This window comes from Martinezella tropici (assembly GCF_008370325.1).
Taxonomy (GTDB): Bacteria; Pseudomonadota; Alphaproteobacteria; order Rhizobiales; family Rhizobiaceae; genus Rhizobium; species Rhizobium tropici_B.
In genome coordinates this window covers 207,515-228,683 of the sequence record NZ_VNIP01000004.1, presented here as the reverse complement: position 1 = coordinate 228,683, position 21,169 = coordinate 207,515, and the positions used below count along the sequence as shown (strand labels likewise).

Annotated in this window: 19 protein-coding genes and 1 pseudogene; 11 read left to right on the top strand and 9 right to left on the bottom strand. The window is 59.6% G+C overall.

Annotated features, from left to right (window positions below; translation table 11 throughout):
* Nucleotides 1–18: 18 nt before the first annotated feature.
* A complete protein-coding gene (locus FP026_RS06805; RefSeq protein ID WP_149633864.1) occupies nt 19–861 on the bottom strand; it encodes an oxidoreductase in 843 nt (280 codons plus the stop codon).
* A gap of 158 nt (nt 862–1,019) precedes the next feature.
* Between FP026_RS06805 and FP026_RS06800 the strand changes: the two genes are divergently transcribed.
* The gene (locus tag FP026_RS06800) at nt 1,020–1,883 is read left to right on the top strand and encodes an AraC family transcriptional regulator (RefSeq protein ID WP_149633863.1); all 864 of its coding nucleotides are present in this window, start codon (nt 1,020–1,022) and stop codon (nt 1,881–1,883) included.
* 247 nt (nt 1,884–2,130) lie between these two features.
* Here FP026_RS06800 and FP026_RS06795 read toward each other — a convergent pair whose 3' ends face one another.
* Nucleotides 2,131–3,771: an FAD-binding dehydrogenase gene (locus FP026_RS06795; RefSeq protein ID WP_149633862.1), complete on the bottom strand. Its 1,641-nt coding sequence runs from the start codon at nt 3,769–3,771 to the stop codon at nt 2,131–2,133.
* Nucleotides 3,772–3,882: 111 nt separating this feature from the next.
* Nucleotides 3,883–6,909 (bottom strand): alpha-mannosidase, encoded by a 3,027-nt coding sequence (locus tag FP026_RS06790; RefSeq protein WP_149633861.1) that lies wholly within the window; start codon nt 6,907–6,909, stop codon nt 3,883–3,885.
* A 402-nt stretch (nt 6,910–7,311) separates the two neighbouring features.
* Here FP026_RS06790 and FP026_RS30925 point away from each other — a divergent pair.
* Nucleotides 7,312–7,532: pseudogene (locus FP026_RS30925) on the top strand (IS30 family transposase); the annotation flags it as partial.
* Nucleotides 7,533–8,219: 687 nt separating this feature from the next.
* The gene (locus FP026_RS06770) at nt 8,220–9,356 is read left to right on the top strand and encodes an ROK family transcriptional regulator (protein ID WP_149633859.1); all 1,137 of its coding nucleotides are present in this window, start codon (nt 8,220–8,222) and stop codon (nt 9,354–9,356) included.
* Between the two features lie 115 nt (nt 9,357–9,471).
* Here the strand turns inward: FP026_RS06770 and FP026_RS06765 are convergent, their stop codons facing one another.
* Nucleotides 9,472–10,518 carry a Gfo/Idh/MocA family protein gene (locus tag FP026_RS06765; protein ID WP_149633858.1) on the bottom strand — a complete coding sequence of 349 codons (1,047 nt, stop codon included), beginning with the start codon at nt 10,516–10,518 and terminating at the stop codon, nt 9,472–9,474.
* A gap of 276 nt (nt 10,519–10,794) precedes the next feature.
* Here FP026_RS06765 and FP026_RS06760 point away from each other — a divergent pair, with 276 nt between their 5' ends.
* The 6 genes from FP026_RS06760 to FP026_RS06735 all read left to right on the top strand — a co-directional run bounded on the left by FP026_RS06760 (nt 10,795) and on the right by FP026_RS06735 (nt 17,182).
* Nucleotides 10,795–12,093: an extracellular solute-binding protein gene (locus tag FP026_RS06760; RefSeq protein ID WP_149633857.1), complete on the top strand. Its 1,299-nt coding sequence runs from the start codon at nt 10,795–10,797 to the stop codon at nt 12,091–12,093.
* A gap of 67 nt (nt 12,094–12,160) precedes the next feature.
* A complete protein-coding gene (locus FP026_RS06755) occupies nt 12,161–13,090 on the top strand; it encodes a carbohydrate ABC transporter permease (RefSeq protein ID WP_149633856.1) in 930 nt (309 codons plus the stop codon).
* Nucleotides 13,087–13,929: a carbohydrate ABC transporter permease gene (locus FP026_RS06750; RefSeq protein ID WP_149633855.1), complete on the top strand. Its 843-nt coding sequence runs from the start codon at nt 13,087–13,089 to the stop codon at nt 13,927–13,929. Before FP026_RS06755 ends, FP026_RS06750 begins: the two co-directional genes overlap by 4 nt.
* A gap of 37 nt (nt 13,930–13,966) precedes the next feature.
* Nucleotides 13,967–15,205: an ROK family transcriptional regulator gene (locus FP026_RS06745; RefSeq protein WP_149633854.1), complete on the top strand. Its 1,239-nt coding sequence runs from the start codon at nt 13,967–13,969 to the stop codon at nt 15,203–15,205.
* Between the two features lie 44 nt (nt 15,206–15,249).
* Nucleotides 15,250–16,104, top strand: coding sequence for a sugar phosphate isomerase/epimerase family protein (locus tag FP026_RS06740; protein WP_149633853.1), 855 nt, complete (start codon nt 15,250–15,252; stop codon nt 16,102–16,104).
* A 22-nt stretch (nt 16,105–16,126) separates the two neighbouring features.
* Nucleotides 16,127–17,182 (top strand): ABC transporter ATP-binding protein, encoded by a 1,056-nt coding sequence (locus FP026_RS06735; RefSeq protein WP_149633852.1) that lies wholly within the window; start codon nt 16,127–16,129, stop codon nt 17,180–17,182.
* A gap of 27 nt (nt 17,183–17,209) precedes the next feature.
* Here FP026_RS06735 and FP026_RS06730 read toward each other — a convergent pair whose 3' ends face one another.
* Nucleotides 17,210–17,842 (bottom strand): invasion associated locus B family protein, encoded by a 633-nt coding sequence (locus tag FP026_RS06730; protein ID WP_188112521.1) that lies wholly within the window; start codon nt 17,840–17,842, stop codon nt 17,210–17,212.
* Nucleotides 17,843–18,007: 165 nt separating this feature from the next.
* Here FP026_RS06730 and FP026_RS06725 point away from each other — a divergent pair, with 165 nt between their 5' ends.
* On the top strand, nt 18,008–18,349 hold the full coding sequence (locus tag FP026_RS06725; RefSeq protein WP_149633850.1) for a hypothetical protein: 342 nt from the start codon (nt 18,008–18,010) through the stop codon (nt 18,347–18,349).
* Between the two features lie 178 nt (nt 18,350–18,527).
* Nucleotides 18,528–18,818, top strand: a complete 291-nt coding sequence (locus tag FP026_RS06720; protein ID WP_149633849.1) for a hypothetical protein — start codon at nt 18,528–18,530, stop codon at nt 18,816–18,818.
* A 14-nt stretch (nt 18,819–18,832) separates the two neighbouring features.
* Here FP026_RS06720 and FP026_RS06715 read toward each other — a convergent pair whose 3' ends face one another.
* The 4 genes from FP026_RS06715 to csgH all read right to left on the bottom strand — a co-directional run bounded on the left by FP026_RS06715 (nt 18,833) and on the right by csgH (nt 21,158).
* Nucleotides 18,833–19,726 (bottom strand): CsgG/HfaB family protein, encoded by an 894-nt coding sequence (locus FP026_RS06715; RefSeq protein ID WP_246665274.1) that lies wholly within the window; start codon nt 19,724–19,726, stop codon nt 18,833–18,835.
* A 142-nt stretch (nt 19,727–19,868) separates the two neighbouring features.
* On the bottom strand, nt 19,869–20,177 hold the full coding sequence (locus tag FP026_RS06710; protein ID WP_246665273.1) for a curli assembly protein CsgF: 309 nt from the start codon (nt 20,175–20,177) through the stop codon (nt 19,869–19,871).
* 40 nt (nt 20,178–20,217) lie between these two features.
* The gene (locus FP026_RS06705; RefSeq protein ID WP_149633847.1) at nt 20,218–20,721 is read right to left on the bottom strand and encodes a hypothetical protein; all 504 of its coding nucleotides are present in this window, start codon (nt 20,719–20,721) and stop codon (nt 20,218–20,220) included.
* Nucleotides 20,718–21,158 (bottom strand): curli-like amyloid fiber formation chaperone CsgH, encoded by a 441-nt coding sequence (csgH, locus tag FP026_RS06700; protein ID WP_149633846.1) that lies wholly within the window; start codon nt 21,156–21,158, stop codon nt 20,718–20,720. The genes FP026_RS06705 and csgH overlap by 4 nt, the downstream gene beginning before the upstream one ends.
* Nucleotides 21,159–21,169: the final 11 nt, after the last annotated feature.

Below are 21,169 nucleotides of genomic sequence, written 5' to 3'. Positions count from 1 at the left end.
GGCCGGTTGCGCAAGCCATCAGCTTTCGAAGTCAACGCTTGTCGTCACCTCGGCCAAGGCTTCGAATTCAGCCTTCAGCGTCTCCATCCGTGCCTTGGCGACCTTTAGCGCGGATGTCCCAAGGAGAAGCCGAAGCGGCGTTTGCTCGGCTTTGACCGCGTTCAGGATCGCTTGCGCTGCCTTCTTTGGATCTCCCGGCTGCGAACCAGAGACCGCGCGCGTTGCGGTCCGCCTCATCCCCGCCGTATCGGCATAGTCATCGATGATGACGGGGGACTCGATCATCGAACGCCCAGCCCAATCGGTGCGAAAGGCACCGGGTTCCACGATCAGAACCTTGATGCCGAGCGGCCCGACTTCATAAGACAACGATTCCGAGAGCGCTTCGACGGCAAATTTCGTTGCATGATAATATCCTGTTGCCGCGAATGCGACCAATCCTCCGAGCGATGAAAGATTGACGATGCACCCGCACCGCCTTGCGCGCATGCCCGGAAGCACCGCCTTAGTGACATCAAGCAGACCGAAGACGTTGGTTTCGAATTGGCGGCGTATCCCAACATCCTCTCCCTCCTCGATCGCCGCGAGATAGCCGTAGCCTGCCGCATTAACGAGCACATCGATCCGACCGAAACGCCGCTCGGCCTCGCCGACCACCTGCTCGATGGTTGCGCGATCGGTTACGTCAAGCCGCGCGGCAACGACCTGATCCGGAAATCTTTCAACGAGTTCGCGGATTGTCGACGGGTCGCGTGCGGTTGCAATCGCGATATCGCCCGCCTCCAGCACCGCCTGAGCAATCGCGCGTCCAAGTCCTGATGAGGCTCCGCTGATGAGCCATATCGATCGGTGATCTCTCATTCTATTATCCTTCCAAATGCTGCGATCATGGTGATCTCGCTTGCGGAAGAGATACGCTCGGCAATGACGGTGGCTTAGGCCGATCCTTTCGAAGCTTTGCACAATCCTACCATCCTGGCCTATCTTGATCTCGACGACGCGAGAAGACGGGAAAAGCGATGGAAACCACACGACAAAGCTTGATCGAGTTGATGCGCTTTCATTGCGCCGCGCCCAAGCAAAAAACGCCGGTTCCGGGTTTGACGCTCTTTCGCAGCGAAGCACCGACCGAACCGGTCCGCAGCCTTTATGATCCGCGCCTTTGCGTCGTCCTGCAGGGTCGAAAGGAGCTCATCCTGGATCGGCAGCACATTGAAATCGGGCCGCACGACTATCTCGTCGTCGTACTCGATCTTCCGGTGACGGCGCGTGTTGCCGAGGCGAGCCCTGGTCACCCGCACTATGCGATAACGTTTGACCTCGATCCGGCGATCATTGCCGAGCTGGTGGCAGGCAAAAGGGAGCGCAGATCGGTGACCAGGACAAAGGGCGCCGCAATTGCCGGCCTCACCGCCGACATTTTGGAGCCTCTTGAGCGACTGGTACGGCTGCTGGATCGGCCCACGGACATCGAGACGCTGGCGCCGCTTGCTCAACGCGAGCTTGTCTATAGGCTCGTCCAGGGCAGCCTCGGCGACATGGTCATCGAAAGCGGAATAGGACATTCCCGCCTGTCACGCATCGCCCGCACGACCGCCTGGATCAAAGCCAACTTCGATCAGCCGGTCGATGTCGCGACCTTGGCTGATATCGCCGGCATGAGCCAGACCTCCTATTATCGCGCATTCAAGGCCGCTACCGCGATGAGTCCCTTGCAATTCCGGACACGGCTGCGATTGCACGAAGCACGACGAAGGCTGCAGCTGGGCGTCGACAAGATTGGACCCGTCGCCTTTGCGGTTGGCTACGAAAATCAGTCGCAGTTCAATCGGGAGTACCGAAAACTATTCGGGAAACCGCCCGGTGCGGACCTGTCTCGCTGAGACGCAGGCCAGCCGTCCATTCGGGTAGGTTCACTAAACCGTCGTGGCCGCTATTGTTTCCGCTGTCGGCTCGGACGCCACCCCCGAACCGATCACTACAACGTCCGACGAGACTGCATGCCCTCGCAGTGTCGTCGGACATCCCATCGACATGGATGCCACTGACAAAGGCTGCAGAGACCATCGATATCGATGGCATTGAGCGGATTGCCTCTACCGGAAAGAACCGCGCCCAATAGGCTGATCCTCATGCCGCGCGCCCGGCATTGCGTCCCGAAAAAATGCAGCCCCCTAGGAACGTTCCCTCCAACGCATTGTAGCCATGATATCCACCGCCGCCGAAGCCTGACGCTTCGCCGCAGGCGAACAGTCCCGGTATGAGCGCGCCGCCCTGACCGAGCGCCTGGCTGTTCAGATCGGTTTCGAGCCCGCCAAGGGATTTGCGGGTGAGAATATTGAGACGCACGGCAATCAAGGGACCCGCCTTTGGATCCAGGATCCGGTGCGGCGGTGCGGTACGCATGAACCGATCACCGAGATAGCCACGCGCTTGTCTCAGGGCAACGATCTGGGCATCCTTGGCAAAGGGATTGTCCAATTCGCGATCACGGGCTTCGATCTGGCTGCGCAGATGGACAGGGTCGACCGGACAATCCCCGATGCGGTTCATGCCGCCGACCAGTTCTTCCAGCGTTTCGGCGACGATGAAATCCTCGCCCTTCTCCTTGAAGGCTTCCACCGGCGGAGGGGCCGAGCGGCCGAGCCGGCTGCGCAGGAGCAGGCCGATGTCACGGCCAGTGAGATCGGGATTCTGTTCGGACCCCGAAAGCGCGAACTCTTTCTTGATGATCTTCTGGGTGGTTACGAACCAGCTATAACTATGCCCGAGCTTGCAGATATGCTCTAGCGTCGCAAGACTGTCGAAACCCGGCAGGCAGGGGGCGGGCATACGGTTGCCATTGGCGTCGAACCAGAGAGAGGACGGCCCTGGCAGGATACGAATGCCATGGTTCGGCCAGATAGGATCCCAGTTGCGGATACCCTCGGTATAGTGCCACATCCTGTCGCCGTTGATGAGCCGTGCGCCCGCCGCTTCGGCATGGCCGATCATCAAGCCGTCGACATGGTGAGGCACCCCGCTCAGCATCCGTTCCGGCGGTGGACCGAGGCGTTCGGCAGGCCAGGCGCGGCGAACCAGTTCCGGATTGCCGCCGATGCCGCCGCTCGCCACGATCACGGCGCCCTGAATGCGAAAATCCCCGACGACATCGCGGTTCGATTGTTGACCGCGCCGAATATTGTCCTCGGCCAGGATCTCGCCTTCCACGCCGGTAATGCCGCTGCCGTCGCCGATCAGCCGCGTCACTCGTCGGCGGAACAACAGCTCGATCTTTCCCTCCCTCTCGGCGGCCAGCACCCGCTTCACAAATGGCTCGATCACCCCCGGACCCGTCCCCCAGGTGACATGAAAGCGCGGCACGGAGTTGCCGTGGCCATGGGCAAGGCGTCCGCCGCGCTCGGCCCAGCCGACGACGGGGAACCAGCGCATGCCGAGCCCATGCAGCCAGCCACGCATCTCGCCGGCGGCGAAATCGAGATAGGCGTCCGCCCAGGCGCGCGGCCAGAAATCCTCGGCCCGGTCGAAGGCGGCGGAGCCCAGCCAATCCTGGCGGGCAAGTTCGATACTGTCGCGAATTCGCATGCGCCGTTGCTCTGGCGTATCGATCATGAACAGCCCGCCGAGAGACCAGAAGGCTTGGCCGCCGAGGCTTGCCCGCGGTTCCTGATCGACGAGGATCACCCGTTTTCCACGCTCAATCAGCTCCGAGGCAGCTACAAGACCAGACAGGCCCGCCCCAACGACGACGACATCCGCGCAACTGCCCATTCGACCTCCCCAGCGAATAGTTATTTGCCAGGAACTTTAGCGACACTTACGTAAAAGTAAAATGGAGAACAACATCCATCCCGGCTGGTCCATAGAGGCCGATTTCCGCTATCAGCTTCTCTGCAGCCTCCACGTCCGGATCTCGAACGGCATGATGTCGGTGGGTCCCTCGCGTTCGATAGGCTCTTCGAGGATATTCAGCGGCCTTGATGCCTTCCATCCCGGCGCCAGGTTCAGCGACAGGCGGCCACGCCGGCCGGCAGGCTCGTAGAGCCGCAGGACAAGGCCCTCGCCCTCCTCCGCCGGTTTCAAGCCCGAGAAGGCAACCGGTATGCCCTCGACGCCAAGAGGCGAGAGCGTGCCCTGCGAAAGCCCGCTTGCCTCCATGGTGACGAGCGGTTGGTTGAGATCGATCGCCTCCGGCAGAACGCCTCCTTCATGCCAGGCGCCTTCATGCGGCATCAGCGCATAGGTGAAACTCTGCTGGCCTTCGTCGGCAAGCGGATCGGGATAGATCGGTGACCGCACGAGGCTCATCCCGATGACATTGCCGCGGGAACTGTGCCCGTATTTGGCGTTATTGAGCAAGGCGACGCCGAAGCCGGGTTCGCTGAGATCGACGAAGCGATGGGCCGCTGCCTCGAACATCGCCTGCTCCCAAGGGGTGTTCGTATGCGTCTGCCGCTCGACGATGCCGAAGGCACATTCGAACGTCGCTACGCGCGAACGCACGGCGACCGGATTCAGGGTCCTAAGCAGGGTGCGCCGGTCGTGCCAGTCGATCGTCGTCTCGATATCGAGCCGGCGGGCATTGGCCGTCAAAACATAAAGCTGAGTGACGGCCGAGTTGCGATATCGATAGACGACGCGGATCGCAGCACGATGCTGCCCTTCCTCGACCAGAGCGATGCTCTCGGGCTGATCGAGGCGGATAGCTTTTTCGGCATAATCGGCGTCGACATCCCAGGCATCCCAGTTGCGGGGCTTGTCGGCGGGATAGGCCCAGAGCTGATTGGCAGCCCCTTCGATTGCCTCCCGTCCCGTCGCCTTGTGAACGAGGCTCGACACGGACCCATCCTGGCCGATGACAACAGATAGATGCTCGTTCTCAAGGTGATGGGCGTCGGCTTTCAGCATGCCGGCGGGGTTGAGCACCTTGCGGTCGAAGATTGCGACGGAAAGAGGCGCGACAAGATCGGCGGATGACAGGTCCGTTCCGTCGGACAGTGTGGCGGTGAGTGGCCGCGGTGAAAGGGACGGGTTGACGACAATCAATGCGTCCGTGATGCCGCCTGTCGGAAGATGGACCGATAGCGCCTTGAGCGCCTTGCCCTGCTCCGCCTTGGCATTGTCGATCACACCATCAAGTTCCCGCTCGGCATCGACGTAGACCTCGCGAATGCTCGATCCGGGCAGGATGTCATGAAACTCGTTCTTCAGGACGGTGCGCCAATCTGCTTCGAGGCTTTGCGGTTTTGCAGCTCCGAGCATGTGGGCGAGCGAAGCCAGCGTCTCGGCCGTGATCAGCGCGCGTTCGGCCTGGCGGTGCTTGCGCTTGACGCCGCTTTGCGTCGTCAGCGTGGCGCGATGCAGTTCGAGGTAGATTTCTCCGTCCCATACCGGCAGGTCCTTTTCCGCCGCCGTGCGATGCGCCTTGTCATAATAGCCCTTCACCGTGCCCCAGCGTGCTCTAGGGATTGCCGGAAAATCGCGCAGCTGTACTTCGCGCTCGACCATTTCCGGCGTGACGCCGCCGCCACCGTCGCCGTAGCCGACAGCCAATAGCGATGTGTCGTGCTTAGTCTTGCCGCGGAAATTCCTCCATGTCGGCACGAAGCAATCCGGCTGCACGAAGCCATTATAGCCTTGCATGGGATTGTCGAAGGTATGCGTCAGTACCTTGCTGCCGTCGAGCCCCTTCCACCAGAAGAGGTCGGACGGGATGCGATTGGTCTCGCTCCAGTTCACCTTTATCGTGAAGAAGCTATTCATGCCTGCGAGCCGGAGGATCTGCGGCAGGGCACCGGAAAAACCGAAGCAATCCGGCAGCCAGCAGACGGTATGGCGCAGGCCGAAATGCTTTTCGAAATAGCGCTGCCCATAAAGCACTTGGCGAGCGAGGCTCTCACCCGTCGGCATGTTGGTGTCGGGCTCGACCCACATCCCGCCGACGGTTTCCCACTTGCCTTCGGCCACCTTCTTTTTGATCCGTTCGAGGAGCTCCGGATCATCCTCTTCCATCTGCGCGTAATAATGTGCGGTCGATTGATTGAAGCGGAAATCGTCGGAGCGTTCCATCAGCGAAAGCGCCGTATTGAAGGTGCGGCGCATCTTCCGGCGCGTCTCGCCATAGGGCCAAAGCCATGCGAGATCGATATGGGCATGGCCGGTCAGCAGCAGTTCGCCGTTTTGCGGAAAGCGCTTCTGAAGCTCTTTCAATTGCTCAAGCAGCCGATCATGGGCGGCTGAGGCAGAAGCGCTCTCAGCTTCGCTCAGGCCGGCTGGATTGTCCTGAAGTTCCGGCAACTCCCATATCTTTTGCTGCATTTCCGCGCCTGATACGCGCGCGATGTAGGCAGCCGTGTCGGAAGGCCAATCGAGGCTGCGCAATGCCCGTTCCGCCGCATCGATGAGATGTGGCACGGCTTCGTGACCGTCGAGCACATCGGCAGCCTCGGCGATCTGTTGCAACAGGAGATGCAGCCGGTGGACCGGCTCATCCAGCCAGATCAGCCGCGCCTTGTTCAACCGTGGAGCCCGGTTCGGCTCCCCAAAAGGGAACCGAGCAACGCTCTCGGTCGCGATCGAGAAGGCCCTATCCCTGATCGGAAACTCCTGGTGATAGGGATCCAGTCCGAAGGTCTCGGTTCGGTCATCGAGATAGCGCAAGGTCAGCAGGCTTTCGCCGCCAAGATCGAGCTGCAGACGGGTCTGCTCAAGTGGCCAGTCATGCGGAGCCTTTGCCGCCGCGGCGAAACGAACCATTCCCTTGCGGTGCGGCCAGTCCTGACGATGCGCGATCGGCTCGCCATCAAACGTCCAGCCGTCGATCTCTCGGCTCTGTCTGTCGCGCCAATGGGCGAGCTCGGCTATGCGGACCTTGAGGCGATCGAGGCGTTGGGCAATGGTGAGAGACATGGCGGGTCCTATCGGAAAATCGGCAACTGATGGCGGGGAGAACATATCAACGCGAACAGGTCGCAAGCGCCACGTCCCGTCTCCTCCAGGAGGGATCGCATCACCGAATTTTAGATTAAGTAACTTTGTTTTCGCGTCAAGCGGCCAAGAATAAGTTGCTAGAGTTTTTGGCTGGCGGTATCTCGGTCAATCCTCCAAAAACTTCCATATTCCGTCGGAATGCTCCCTTAAAGCTTCCTCTGCTCTGGGCGCTTCGAGTGCTTGCCAGCCTATGCTCCGCATGCGCTTTGCACGCTTGCGCAGTCCGAGAGATCCCGCTTACCTTGGGGGCACATCATCACGCTTGTTTTTGGGGGCTGCGCCCGGGAACAGGTGATAGCTAGGAGATAGGATTTGCGGTTCGCCGTTGGGATCATCGCCGAGAAGCTCGGCCGGCAGTGCTCTAAGATGCTTCGGGAGATCAGCGCAACATGTTCGTTGACAAGATCATTCCTGAGCTCGACGGCCACTACCGTGTAACGGCGCATGACATGGCTTACGAACGGTGGGCGAAACTTCGGAAGCTGGCGTGCTTCTCGCATGTCCGGCAATCCGTGGTCGACTGGATAATGCACGGTTGGTCGAAGCATTGCTCAGAGCATGCATTTTAAGTTCGCAACTGTTGCAGGATGCGGCGTCGATGGTGCGGATCGCCAGACTGCGACCGGACAGGCTCGGGAACTTCCACCACCTTTCGCTGCGTCAGACCTCAGCTAACTAGCGGCCGCTCTCTCAACATAGCGCAAGATTCTGGTTACGGTCGCTCGGCTGACACCAGCCTCTCTTGCTATATCATCGGTTGATCTGCCATCAGCTTTTAAACGCAGCACGTTTTCGGATTTGCGTCTTGTCGTGGCGGCACACGGATGGGTTAAAGGGATCATGCCTGGGGAAACCATATGTTTTCCGGCCGATGTTTCGAAAAGCTCACTATCAACAGGCATGGTGACATCCTCCTGCAAATCGCTATCGACAGGAAGAATGGCGCCAACCCAAGACTGAGTAAATTCCCATATAAGCAGTATGTGAGCTAAGCCAATTTACGATGCCACAGCCACATGGGCAGAACCAATGGGTCAATAGACAGACAAATCGTCCGATTGGCTAGCTCTAAACCCGCTCCAATTCCGGATAGCTCGAAAACGCTGGATCTGGCGAAAAGCCCGACTCGTTGGGCTTTTCCGCAGCTTGCAAGAGCCGATTGGAAAATAGTTAGGGGCGTCGACATTTGCCGTGTTACACAAGCATGAAGGCGCTCAGGGAAGTCGGTTATGCGGTATCTTCGATCCGGGCCGCGGCGGCGTCCGCCGGAGGAAACGGACGTTACGCGGGGGAAAACACTTGGTCTGCGGTCGGGAGAAATCGCCGACAGAAATATCCGCGTCATCCTGGAGGCAATCCGCCGCCACGGCCCATTGACCCGCATGGAGCTTGGCCGGCACTCCGGGCTGACTGGTCCGGGGATTACCAACATCCTGCGCCGCCTTGGCGAGGAAGGATTGGTGACGTCGTATCGCCGCAACGGTGCGGGCAGCGGCGCGACCGCGACCGAATTTGCCCTGCGGCCCGAGGGCGCCTTCTCGATCGGCGTCCGGGTCCGTCAAAGCCGGGGCGAGGCCGTCCTCGTCGATCTCAGCGGCCAGGTTCACGACCGTGTTTATTTCACCCTCGTTCGAACGACGAGAGTAGAATCCGTCCTTTCGACCATCGAAGCCATGATCGGCCGCCATGCCGGCCTGCCGATCATCGGCGTCGGGATCGGCTCGAATGACTGGACCGCGGAAGAGACGGGCGCGCTTGATGCGGCGTTAAAACTTCCGCGCAGTTATGTCGAGAACGAGTGCACGGCAAGCTTGCTCGCCGAACGGACGATCGGCACGCCCGCCCCCGAAGGGGGGCTGGCGATGATCATCGTCGATGACGATGTCCAGGCCGGCTTCCTCGTTCGCGGCATTCCCTATTCGGGTGTCCACGGGCGCGCCGGCAATATCGGCGACATGCGCACCGGCCCCGACAATGTCCCGTTGAGCACCGTTGTCGGCTTCGCCGCCCTGCGCGCCCTCATCGGTGATGACGAATTCGCCCGCCTTTTGGAGGGCCAGGAGCCGTCTTCTCCGCTGCTGGCACAATGGATCCGCGAGGCGGCAAGCCACCTGCTCGACCCGATCATCGCAATTGCCGGCTTCATCGCGCCGAGTATCATCATGATCGGCAGCGACCTGCCGAGAGGCGTCATCGAAGCGCTAATCCATCAGCTTTCCGTCGAGCGGCGCGACACGTCAAAGCGGCCCTTCCTGACGCCATGGATTTCGCCGATGAAGCCCGCAAGCTTCCGTGGCGGCGGCGTGGCGCTTGGGGCAGCATTCCTGCCATTCCTCAACACCCTGCTGCCGCCGGTCTCCGCCTGACCAGACATGCCGGCTTAGAGCAATTCCAGGAAAAGTGCGTAGCGGTTTTCCGTCCGGAATTACGCAAAAACAAAGGATGGAGCGTTTCCGCGATTCGAAGAAATGTGGAAAGGCTCTAGGCAAGCGCCTCGTCCGCATGGCTGATGTCCGAGGCGATCGCCTTGTCCAGAACCTTCTGGATATTCGCGGCACGGCGAAATGAAGGTTCCTGCGTCTTGCCCATCCTGACCGCCTGGACGAACCGCTGATAATTTGTCTCCACTTCGTCGAAGGGAACGTCGCGCCATGTCGCGGTATGGACGTCGTCGCCAAGGCAGGCGCGCAACGTCGACTTTCCGGTGTCATAGATCATCTCGATCGAACCTGTCTCGCCATAGACCCTGAGACGAAGCTGGTCCATCTGGCCGGCGGCGGTGCGTGACGCCTGGATGGTACCGATCGCTCCGGTCGCGAAATCGACGTTCATGGTAAAGCTGTCATTCGCATCGAGATCATAGTCGCCGATCTTGTGACCCGGTGCCTTGTTGAAGGTCTTCAGCCGCGCAAAAACATGGGCAGCGTCGAGGCCAGAACCATAGGAGGCGAAATCGACGATATGGATGCCGATGTCGCCGAGTGCGCCGTTCGAGCCATGTTTCTTGCTCAGGCGCCACAGCCATTTGCTTTCGGTCTTCCAGTCTCCCCAATGCCGCCCGACGAGCCAGCTCTGCAGATGGGAAGCTTCCACATGTCTCACCTCGCCTATCTTGCCGGCAAGCACCATCTGCCGGCCCTTCTGCAGGGCGGGAGAGTTGCGATAGGTGAAGTTCACCATGCCGACTTTGCCCGCTTTCTCGATCGCCTCGGTCATTTCCATCGCCTTGATCGCATCGGTCGCGAGCGGCTTTTCACAGAAGACGTGCTTGCCGGCCGCAATCGCCTGAAGCGTCGTGGCATGATGGACACTGTCGGGCGTCACGTTGGCGACGGCGTCGAACTCGCCCCAGGCAAGGGCCTCCTCAAGCGAGCTGAAATGATTGGGGATGCCATGTTCCGTACAAAAGGCAGCGAGCCGCTCGGGAACGACGTCGACTCCACCCACGACGCTGACGCCTTCGATCTCCTTGAAACTTGCAGCATGCTTATTGGCCATTCCGCCCGTGCCGAGAATGAGTAAGCGCATATGATCCTCCATAGATGTCAGGGTCGGCCGGCTCTCGCCAACCAAATCAAACCTCCCCGCCCATCGCGGACGCCCACGATGGCTCGATTCTTCCGTAATCGGGAAATGCGGCTGCACGCCGCTAGCTGCTGTTGAATGTCGCCGGCATCTTGATCCTCCGAAGCTGCGGCTTGACATCAAATCAAAGTAACTTAATCTATTTAATGCACCATGGAAATGAGGAGAGGTCAACCGGCCACCAGGCTGTATCCGTTTAAAATGGGGAGGAGACCCATCATGAAGAGAGCGTTCGTCAGCGCGCTAGCGCTGAGCACGATGTTGTTTTCAGTGCCTGCCGCATTTGCCCAGGAAATCGCGACAAAGGATCGGATCGGCCTTGCCGATGCGCCGAAAACCCTCACCGTCCGGCTGACGAACGATAGTCCCAACAACGCCAATCCGGAGATCGCCAAGGGCTATCAGTCGCTGTTCATCGACTTCATCAAGAAGCATCCCGACTGGAAGCTGCAGATGCAGTTCATGTCGACGGATATCGGTACCGAACAGGCAAAGATGCTCGAGCAGGCAAAGGCCGGCAACGCTCCGGACTGCGCCGCCGTCGACTCCTTCGTTCTCTCTCAGTTCATGGTCAACCACGTACTGGCCGACTTCACTCCCTATTTCTCGAAGGACGAGGTTGCCGACCTGTTTCCCTTCATCCGCAGCGGCATCACCGACAAGGACCAGACGATCCGTGCCTGGTGGTGGGATACCGATCTTCGCGTCCTCTACCGCAACAAGTCGATCGTCCCGGATGCGCCGCAGACCTGGGACGATCTGAAGAAGGCCGGCATCGCCTCCGTCAAGGAGGGCATGGAAGGCATCCTCTTCAACGCCGGCCGCTACGAGGGCTCTACCTTCGACTGGCTCGCGAATTATTGGGCGCTCGGCGGCAAGCTCGTCGACGATAGCGGCAAGCCGGTCTTTGGCGAGGCCGAAAACAAGGAGAAGTTCCTTAAGGCCCTGACCTATTACAAGGATCTCGTCGATTCCGGCGCCGCTCCCAAGCGCGTGACCACGATTGCCAATTATGACGACCTGAATGCGGCCGCGGCCGCGGGAACCACGGCACTCTTCATCGGCGGCAACTGGCAGCTTGCCCAGTTGAAGGTCACGCTGGACGAGGATGAGTTCGCCAACTGGACCTTCTCGCCGATCCCCGGCCCGACGGCCGATCAGCGCTCCACTGGTACCGGCGGCTGGACGATCGCCTCGTTCAGCAAGGACAAGGATAAGATCGAGATGTGCGCCAATCTTGCCCGCGACATCTATATGGGACCGGGTAACGCGCTTCAGCAGCAACTGCCGACGCGTAAATCTCTTTTCGACAAGTATCAGGTCTTCGCGACCGACGCCAACAAGACCTTTGCCGAAGCACTCGCCAACGGTCAGGCCCGCCCGGGAGCTCCGATCTATCCGGAAATCTCCAACCAGATCCAGATCATGATGGGCGACGTCCTGTCGGGCACCAAGCAGCCCGAACAAGCGCTCGACGCCGCCTTCAGCGCGACGATGGAGGCTTACAAGCGTCTCTAACGATTGTGATCGCGGTGGTGCCTGCAACGGGCGCCACCGGTAGCGTCAAACCCGGACAGAGAAGCCCATGACCCCTATCGCCATCGAGGCTGCCGACCGGCCGCACAGCAGATCGTTCATGCGTCGTTTCGCCGGGGCACCCCTGCCCTGGATGCTGCCCGTGATCATCGTCATCGGCATCTTCTATCTCTATCCGATGGTCGACGTGTTCCGACTGTCGTTTACCAACGCCACGCTCATCGGCAACAATCAGGACTATACGCTCGGCTCGATCGCCAACATGCTGAGCTCGCCGCAGCTTCCCGATATCCTATGGGCAACTCTGGTCTTCGTCGGCGGCAGCGTCATCGGCCAGCAGATCCTCGGCCTTGCGGTTGCCGTCGTCGTTGTCCGTGGAGAAAAGCGCGGCCTGTTCGGCACGACGATTTTGCGAACCACGGCGCTTGTTGCCTGGGTGGTTCCGGGGATTGCCGGAGGCATCATCTGGCAGATGCTGTTTTCGGAAGCTCCCTATGGTGCGCTGAACAGCATCTTGCGGCTCATTCACCTGCCCGTCGTCGCCTGGCTGTCTGATCCGGCAATCGCCCCCTGGTCGGCCCTGATTTCGAACATCTGGCGCGGCACAGCCTTTTCGATGGTGGTCATGTACGCCGCTCTCAAGGCGATCGATCCCTCGCTCTACGAAGCGGCTGAGGTCGATGGCGCAACAGGCTCACAGCAGTTCTTCTTCATCACCATGCCGCAGTTGCGCGCGGCTATTCTCGTCAACATGATCCTGATTACGATCATGACGTTGAATACTTTCGACGCGATCATCACGCTGACGGGCGGCGGGCCTGGGCGCGCGACCGAAGTCATATCGCTCTATGTCTTCAACATCGTCTTTCGTAACTACGACCTATCAGGCGGAAGCGTGCTTTCCGTGCTGATGCTGATCATAAGCCTCGGACTGGCGCTTGTTTATGCATCGTTCCTGCCGAAGGAGGAAGAGAAATGAGCAGGCGCACCGGCACACGTTTCGGCGATTTCCTGAGCTACCTCTTCATGCTGGCGATGTTCATCTTCTTCGCCGGCCCGCTCACCTATCTCCTGTCGATGGCACTGCGTGACCGGCGGGAGATCTACCGTGGCGTGGCGCGCTATATCCCGCATAATCCGACCATCGACAATTTCGTCACCGTTCTCAACAATAGCTATTTCCCGCTCTATCTCTGGAATGGCCTGAAGCTTGCAACGCTCAGCGGCTTCGGGGTTCTGATCGTCGCATTGCCGGCCGCCTATGCCTTCTCCCGCTTCCAGTTCCGGGGCAAGGGCCTGTCCATGATGGGTCTTCTGCTGTTCCAAATGATTTCGCCGCTGGTCATCATGGTGCCGCTCTACCGCTACATGAACCGTCTCGGCCTGCTCGACACGCATTTCGCCGTGACTATGGTCTATATTGCGCTCGGCGTGCCGCTTGCGACATGGCTCCTGAAGAGCACGGTGGACGGTATCCCGCGCAGTCTCGACGAGGCGGCGATGATCGACGGATGCAACCGGTTTTCTGTCTTCTGGCGTATCGTCCTGCCACTATCGGCGCCGGGCATAGCCTCCGTCTTCATCATCACCGTGATTGCCGGCTGGTCGCAGTTCCTCGTGCCTTTTCTGCTCTTGACGCAAAACAATTTGATGCCGATCGGCGTCGGAATCTTTAACTTCCGTGGGATGCAAACCGACTCGTCCATCCAGTTGCTGGCGGCCGCCTGCCTCATCTCCGTCGTACCGGCGATCGTGGCGTTCCTATCTCTCCAGCGGTTGATCCTTGGTTCCATGACCAGCGGCTCGGTGAAGGGTTAAGGCGGTTGCGTGGCATGGCTGACAGAGGATCCCGACCATGAACCAAACGACCGGCGTCAAACTCTCTCCCGACCTGACGGGCGCCAATGTCGGGGATGCGGGCGAGTACAACAGGGCCGTTGTTCTGCGCTGCATTCATCGGCAAGCGCCGATCTCGCGGGCCGAGATCGCGAGGCAGACCGGCTTCACCAAGCCGGCGATCGCCCGGATCGTCGACCGCCTGCTCGATGAGGGCCTGATCATAGAAGCCCGCCGGCGTCACGGCCTCAGGGGACAGCCGGCGATCGAACTTGAGATCAACCCGGATGCATTCTTCGCCATCGGCATCAACATCGATCGCGATCATCTGACGATCCTCGCCGTCGATGCGGTCGGCAATGTACGCGCCCGCGTGCATCACGAGAAACGCTACATCCTGCCCGCCGAGTTCATGCAGCTGACGGCAGACGCGATATCGCACTTCCAGCGAAGCCGTCTGATCGACGATGCGCATCTGGCGGGCATCGGCCTTGCCATGCCCGACTGGCTTGGCGAGATCGCCTTCATGGGCAAGCCTGACGACTACGGCGAGTGGATGGAATTCGACGTTAGGGCAGCACTGGAAAACCTTACGCCGCATCCGGTCTTCATCGAAAACGAAACCAATGCCGCAGCACTCGCGGAGCTCGACTATGGGCTCGGCGCCGAAAGCCGCAGCTTCTTCTACATTTCGGTCAATGCCTGCCCCGGCGGCGGGCTCGTGCTCGATGGCAACGGTCATCGCGGCGCCATGGGCCTCAGCGGCGAAATCGGCTGGCTTCCGATCGCGAACCCAAGGGACAAGAAGGCGCAGAAGGTCGAACTCCTTGGCGAGATATTCTCGCTCTTCTTCCTTTACAAGTTTCTGGGAGAGCATGGCATCGAGGCAAGCGTACCCCAGGACCTCCTCGCGCTGGACGCCAGCGGCAGGAAGCTGGTGTCCCAATGGCTGAAGACCATGAGCGCGCATCTCGCCGTCGCGGTAAAGCACATCGGCATGATCGTCGACCCCGACGCCATTATCCTTGGCGGCCGGTTGCCCATCCGCATGGTCGATGAGCTGCTGCGTTACGTTCACGAGCATCTCGATACCGGAGACGCTGCGCTTCCCACGCTCCATCGCGCTTCGCTCGGAGAGGACGCCTGCGCGATCGGTGCAGCGGCGATGCCGATGGCAGCGGCCCTGATGCTCGCATCGGCCGACCAGGTTCAACGCACACGTTCACCACTCAAATTCATGGATCGCCTGAACAACTGAACATGAACGACTGAATTGGCCGTCAAGGCTCCAGGGAGGTTTTGATGAAGATTGGGTTTTATACCTCGACGTTCAACGACAGGCCATTCGAGGAAGTCGTCGAGTTTGCCGCTTCTGCTGGCTTCGATGCGATCGAGATCGATGTCCGCGGCCACATCAAGACCCCGGACAAGGTCCAGGCGGCCGTCGCGCTGGCCCGCAGCCACAATCTCTTCGTTTCCTCCATTATCTATTTCGGCAACCAGCTCGATGCCGATCGCGACAAGCGCGGCGAGCTCAGGACTATCACCGAGGCATTTGCCCAGGCGATCGGCGAAGCCGGGGTGCCGATCTTCGTGATCTTCCCAGGCCGCGATGACACCGCGGATGACGAGGCCAACTACGATGATTTCGCCGACTTCGCCAACCGGCTGATCGCGAAAACGATGTCGAGCGGGCTCGTCTTCGCGATCGAGAACTGGCCGGGTCCCAAGGACAATTTCATCGGGACCACGCCAAAAGGCTGGCAAGAGCTCCTTAAACGGATCCCGGACCGGCGGTTGGGTCTCGAATTCGATCCCTCCCACCTCATCCGCATCGGCGTCGATCCCTATACCGCGATGGACGCGGTCAAGGATCGCATTGCCATCCTTCATGCCAAGGATACGGCGATCGATGCCGCCGTGCAGCAGGCCGTCGGCTACCACGGCAAGGGCTGGTGGCAATACAAGCTTCCGGGCCATGGCCTTCTCGATTGGCCCCGCTTCCTACGCCAGGCCCGCGCCAACGGCTTTGACGGCACTCTCTCGATCGAGCACGAGGATGTTGCCTACGGCTGGCCGGGCAAGGATCTCGCTCAGCGAAAGGAAGGCGAACGCCTCGGCCTTGCCTATCTCAAAAACGTCTTGGACACGCTTTGACCGCAGCCGGGGAGGAGACGAAATGGCCCATGTGAGAGTGAACAATGCGCGCAAGGACTATGGTGCGTTCAAAGCCATAAAGGGCGTGTCGGTCGATATCCGCGACGGTGAGTTCGTCGTGCTCGTCGGCCCCTCCGGCTGTGGTAAATCCACCCTGCTCAGAATGATCGCCGGCCTGGAGGGGATCACGTCAGGCGATATCCAGATCGGCAAGCATATCGTCAACGATCTCGCACCGAAGGATCGCGACATCGCGATGGTGTTCCAGAATTATGCTCTCTATCCCCACATGACGGTTGCCAAGAACATGGGCTTCTCCTTGCGGCTGAAACGGATGCCGAAGGCGGAAATCGACCAGCGTGTCGGCAATGCCGCGAAAATCCTCGGGCTTGAAAATCTTCTCGAGCGGTATCCGAAGCAGCTTTCCGGCGGACAGAGGCAGCGCGTTGCGATGGGCCGGGCGATCGTTCGCGATCCCGCCGTCTTCCTCTTCGACGAACCTCTGTCCAACCTCGATGCCAAACTTCGCGTCCAGATGCGATCCGAGATCAAGGAGATGCACCAGCGGCTGCAAACCACCACTATCTATGTCACCCATGATCAGATCGAAGCGATGACGATGGCCGACAAGATCGTCGTCATGAAGGACGGTCTGATCGAACAGTCGGGATCACCGCTCGAACTCTATGACCGGCCGAACAACCTCTTCGTCGCGGGCTTCATCGGCTCTCCCTCGATGAATTTCGTCAGGGGCAACATGACGAGCGAAGGCTTCCGCACGGCAGACGGGCTTTTCCTGCCGAGCGAACGGCGCCCATCCGGCGCCGTCACCTACGGCCTTCGCCCGGAAGATATCAGGCTCGACCCCGATGGCATCGAGGTGGAAACCGTCGTCGTCGAACCGACGGGATCCGAGACCATGGTCATTACGCGTCTGGGCACGCAAACGATCACTTGCGTTTTCCGCGAGCGGATCAGGGCCGCGCCGGGCGACGTGCTGCGGATTGCGCCGGTCCACGACGCCGTCCATCTGTTCGACGAGGCTGGACAGCGCATGACCGCCAAAGAGGCCAATTAGACGGATTGGTGCAAATCGCCTATGCCATCACCCATTATTGGCTTCCATCGCCCGATACGCCGCGCTGAAACCGCCAAGAGATATGGGTAGCTCCGCCGTATTCCCCTGCATCATCCGGATTGAAACTTTTCCCGACTTTTCCTTCAACAAAGCATCGAGCATTCCAGGCGGACACAGCCCCTCCACGAGGCAGCCCTGGTTGGTGCAGCGCGACACCTTTGCCATGGTCGAATATTTATCGCCAAAGCCGATCTTGACCCCGGCCTGGATGGAGAAGCCGAGTGGAAGCGCCATCTGCATGCCGACCTTGTTTTCGGCGGAGCGCGCCATGCTGATCACCAAGAACACCTGCTTTTGGTCCGGCGACGTCAATCGGTACATGATTTGGCAGGGAGGTTTCAGCGCTTTGTCCGTGCTGCATTGCAGCGTCCACGCGTCAAACTTCTGTTCCGTGACCTGCGGGCCGCCGGACGAAGCCGCCGGTGAGCCCGTCGACGGCGCCGGGGTAATGGGTGCCGGATTGCCCTTGTCGGGTTCGGCCGCTTTGGGGGGATCGGATTGCGGCGGCGCCGCATTCTCGCCGCCGAATGCCGAGGGCGCGACGACCTGTAAAAGCAAAAAAGCGATACAGCCTATAGCTGACTGCCAAGATTGACGCATGCGCTCCTCCATAATTTAGTTTGCAATCCTACAATAAATGAACAATAATGTCGAATAAATCGCGGGAAGATTGCATTTCAATAAAGTAAAATTGTTGTATAGATTCAATTTTATCGCGGAAATTTGCATTTCTTATCTTAATATACCCCCAAAGGATTAATTCGAATGGCGCAAATGATCATTGCAAACCACGCTCTGGTCGTGTTGCTGGCACTGAGTGAAAGCGCTGTATTTGGTGAAAGCTATCTGCAGCAGGCACCTCCTGTGGAAACGAATCCCGCTTTCGTCGAGCAGCTGCCGGAGACTTCCGTCGTGCCCGCGCCGCGGCCGCTTGCCGACAACCGGAAGCTCTCGCATAGGCCAAAGCAGCAGCCGCGAGCGCGGCCGCCGGCCCTCTTGGCAAACAGCATCTTTCCCAGTGTGGGCAGCGGCGTCACGGAGCGATCCGCGCCTGGGCCTGCGGACAATCGCCTGCCGACAGTGGGGCAGGGCACTGTGGGACATTGACGGCATTGCGATGGCAGGAAGGCATAAATGCGCTAGGTCAAAGCCCGAGGTGCCGGCCAGGGACTTCCCGGTGAATACGGAACCGAAAAGCGGGCATCCCGTTGAATTTCGTGAGCGGCATGTCCGAGGCCAATAGCTCAATTTCGGCTCACAGCCATGATCCAGGAGCAGCATCGAAATGGTAAATCCCAATAAAGTCATTGTGGCCACAGCCATCATGCTGATTGCGGGCGCCCTCGGTTCGGTGGATGCCTTTGCCACGGACCAGCCCATCATCCGACGCCCTGGATTTTCGGAAACCCGTATTCCTCAGGTCAATGGGCGTGTTCCCATCCGAAAGAGCGGCAATCTCGAAAAAGGAACAGCCGCCAAGACCGCGGCCAAGCCAGGCCAAAGCGGAAACGCGCAGGGCGGAACCGCCACCTGCGGACCCGATAACGCTCAATCCGAATTCTGCCGGAAAAAATGACGCGGCGGCGGCCATCACGAATTCGTCGGTTTATCCTTGATCATGGCCGGTCTTGATTCAGCCTCGACGGCCGGTTGCGCAGCGCTGACCACGGGAGGATCAATGACCGGCGCGATCGGGCGGCCGTTCGCATCGAGCTTGTACGTCATGGCTCTTTGATGTTGCTCCAGATACCGCATGAATGCGGCTCCAGCTGCGGCATCCTCGAATTCCCAAAGGCCGTTCTTCACACCTTCGAAGATCAGCGAATAGACTGCGAGCTGTATTCCTTCCTGGACCCCGAGCGTCGTCGGCGCATTTCGTGTAACGCCGCCTTCGATCTGGAGCAGCTGATCGACGCCGACGAAACGGAACGCCGAGCCCTGCACCTGAACGGAATAGATGGTCTTGGTCGTGCTCACGGATGCAAGCACACGGCCCGTGCTGACACTCACCGCCCGCAGCGATACGGTTACGATATCCTTGCGGTATTGCGTGTTTCCGCCGATCCCAAGGTAGTTGGCGCCGACGCCGCCGGTCGTTTCATTGGAATCATAGCCTATGACGCCGCCGTCGAGCAGGACGCCGGCAAAGCGAAGCGGCGGTATGCCGCCGGCCTTTGCGCCATAGACGGCGGCCCGCGTATTCTGGATGATCTGTCGCTCCTGCAGAAGCGACTGCAGGTCGGTGCGCTCGACGACGCTGAACCAGTTGCCGTTTCCGGCCCTGGTCAGAACGTCGGTCAACAGTTGCGCACCGCCTTGCGTCAAAGCACGAGAATACTCGGCAAAGTTCTCATTGGGCTTGTTTTGCCCGGTCAGATCGGGAAAGGAGTAAACGGCCACATCGAGCTTTTGCCTGGGCCGTGGCAGGCTTTCCAGCGCCACGCCTGTCTTCGTCGAGGGCATCAAGGTCGCTGGAGTACTCATCGGATCAAGACTGCTGCCGGCAGCAGCGCAACCGCCCAAACCTAATCCGCACAAAATGGCTGCAACGGGAAAACCGATACGTGACATCGCCGCTCGAATAAATCGCCCCCAACAAAATGAAATTATTGCGCAATCAATTGGCTTAAGGATTGGCCGGCACCTGGCCGTTTCCAATCACGATGATCGGAGACGTTCCGGTCGAGGCCGTACCTTGATTTACGTTTCCGAGATTGCCCAGCGCATTGTTGAGACCAGAGAGATCCGGCGTCTGTTGTTGACCGGACTTGACGCCAGCGCCTTGCGTCTGCGCCGTCGATAGCAGGAATGAGCCATTCAACGGGTTGCCGCCAAAAGTTGGGTTGGTCGGCTGATAGACCAATTGTCCCGCCAAAGCCGGCACCGCCATGATAGCAGCCAAACCGATTGCAACTGCAGTCACACGCATCATCATTGCCATTCCCCTCCCTTGTTTCCGAGCGCCGCTGCGCCGCTCAACGCTTGATAAGCAAACCACCGCCCGGAAAACGCGCGATCAGCACATTGACCGGCGCGGAACCGGCAGGCTGAAGAACGCTTACGCTCAAACCCGCTCCATTCAGCAATACGACATTTGACTTGAGATTATTTCCGGCCTGAAGCACATTTATATTGCCGTAGTTCCCGATAATTCCCGCAGTTGAAGTATTGTTGGCTCCAGACTGAAGATGATACACGCTGTTGCGCATGCCTATTTCCAGCGTCTGCGCCAGGTTGTTGCCATGCGTCGCGACGGGAGCCTCGGGCAAGCGGGCGACGCCGGCCGAAGCATAATTCGACGAGTGGTGATATTGCTGTGGCGGCTGCTGGGGCATCGCGCCGCTGAATGGCATGCTTGTCCTCACATTGGCCGGAATCTGGGCCACATATGCGGTTTCGGCCCGGCATTCCGCGGCCGTCAGAGCAATCAACGCGACAACAGCGCCGAGCGCGAGCCTCGAACCGTTCAGGCATTTCATTCTGGTAATCCGCCTCGTATTCCGCATTGTGATGTACCTCGATCGGTTTCGATCAATAGCCTTGCAGTCAGTTCCGTCTGGTCTGCCGCATCGACCATCGTCGTGGCAAGAAGGCCGTCCGAACCGGGCTGCAAATCAAAACTGCCCTGCTGAATGCTCTGGCTCGTGCCGGCGGCGCTGTGCTTGACGAGAACCAGCCTGTACCTTCCGGACACCGCCGCTTCGGATCTCGCGATCGCCTGAACGACAAGAAGCTGTTCCTTCCTGTCCGTCTTTATCAAGCACTCGACGGCGGTCTGCGATGCGGCCGGAACGGCATGTGAGAACAACAGGATCAACAGGAAGAAAGGCTTCAGCAGCAAGGTGAACACTGATCGCCCACGATCGATTCCGGCGCACGGAACTGGCTCAGTCGATGTGTAGGAGGAGGCGGACATTTGCTCTCGCC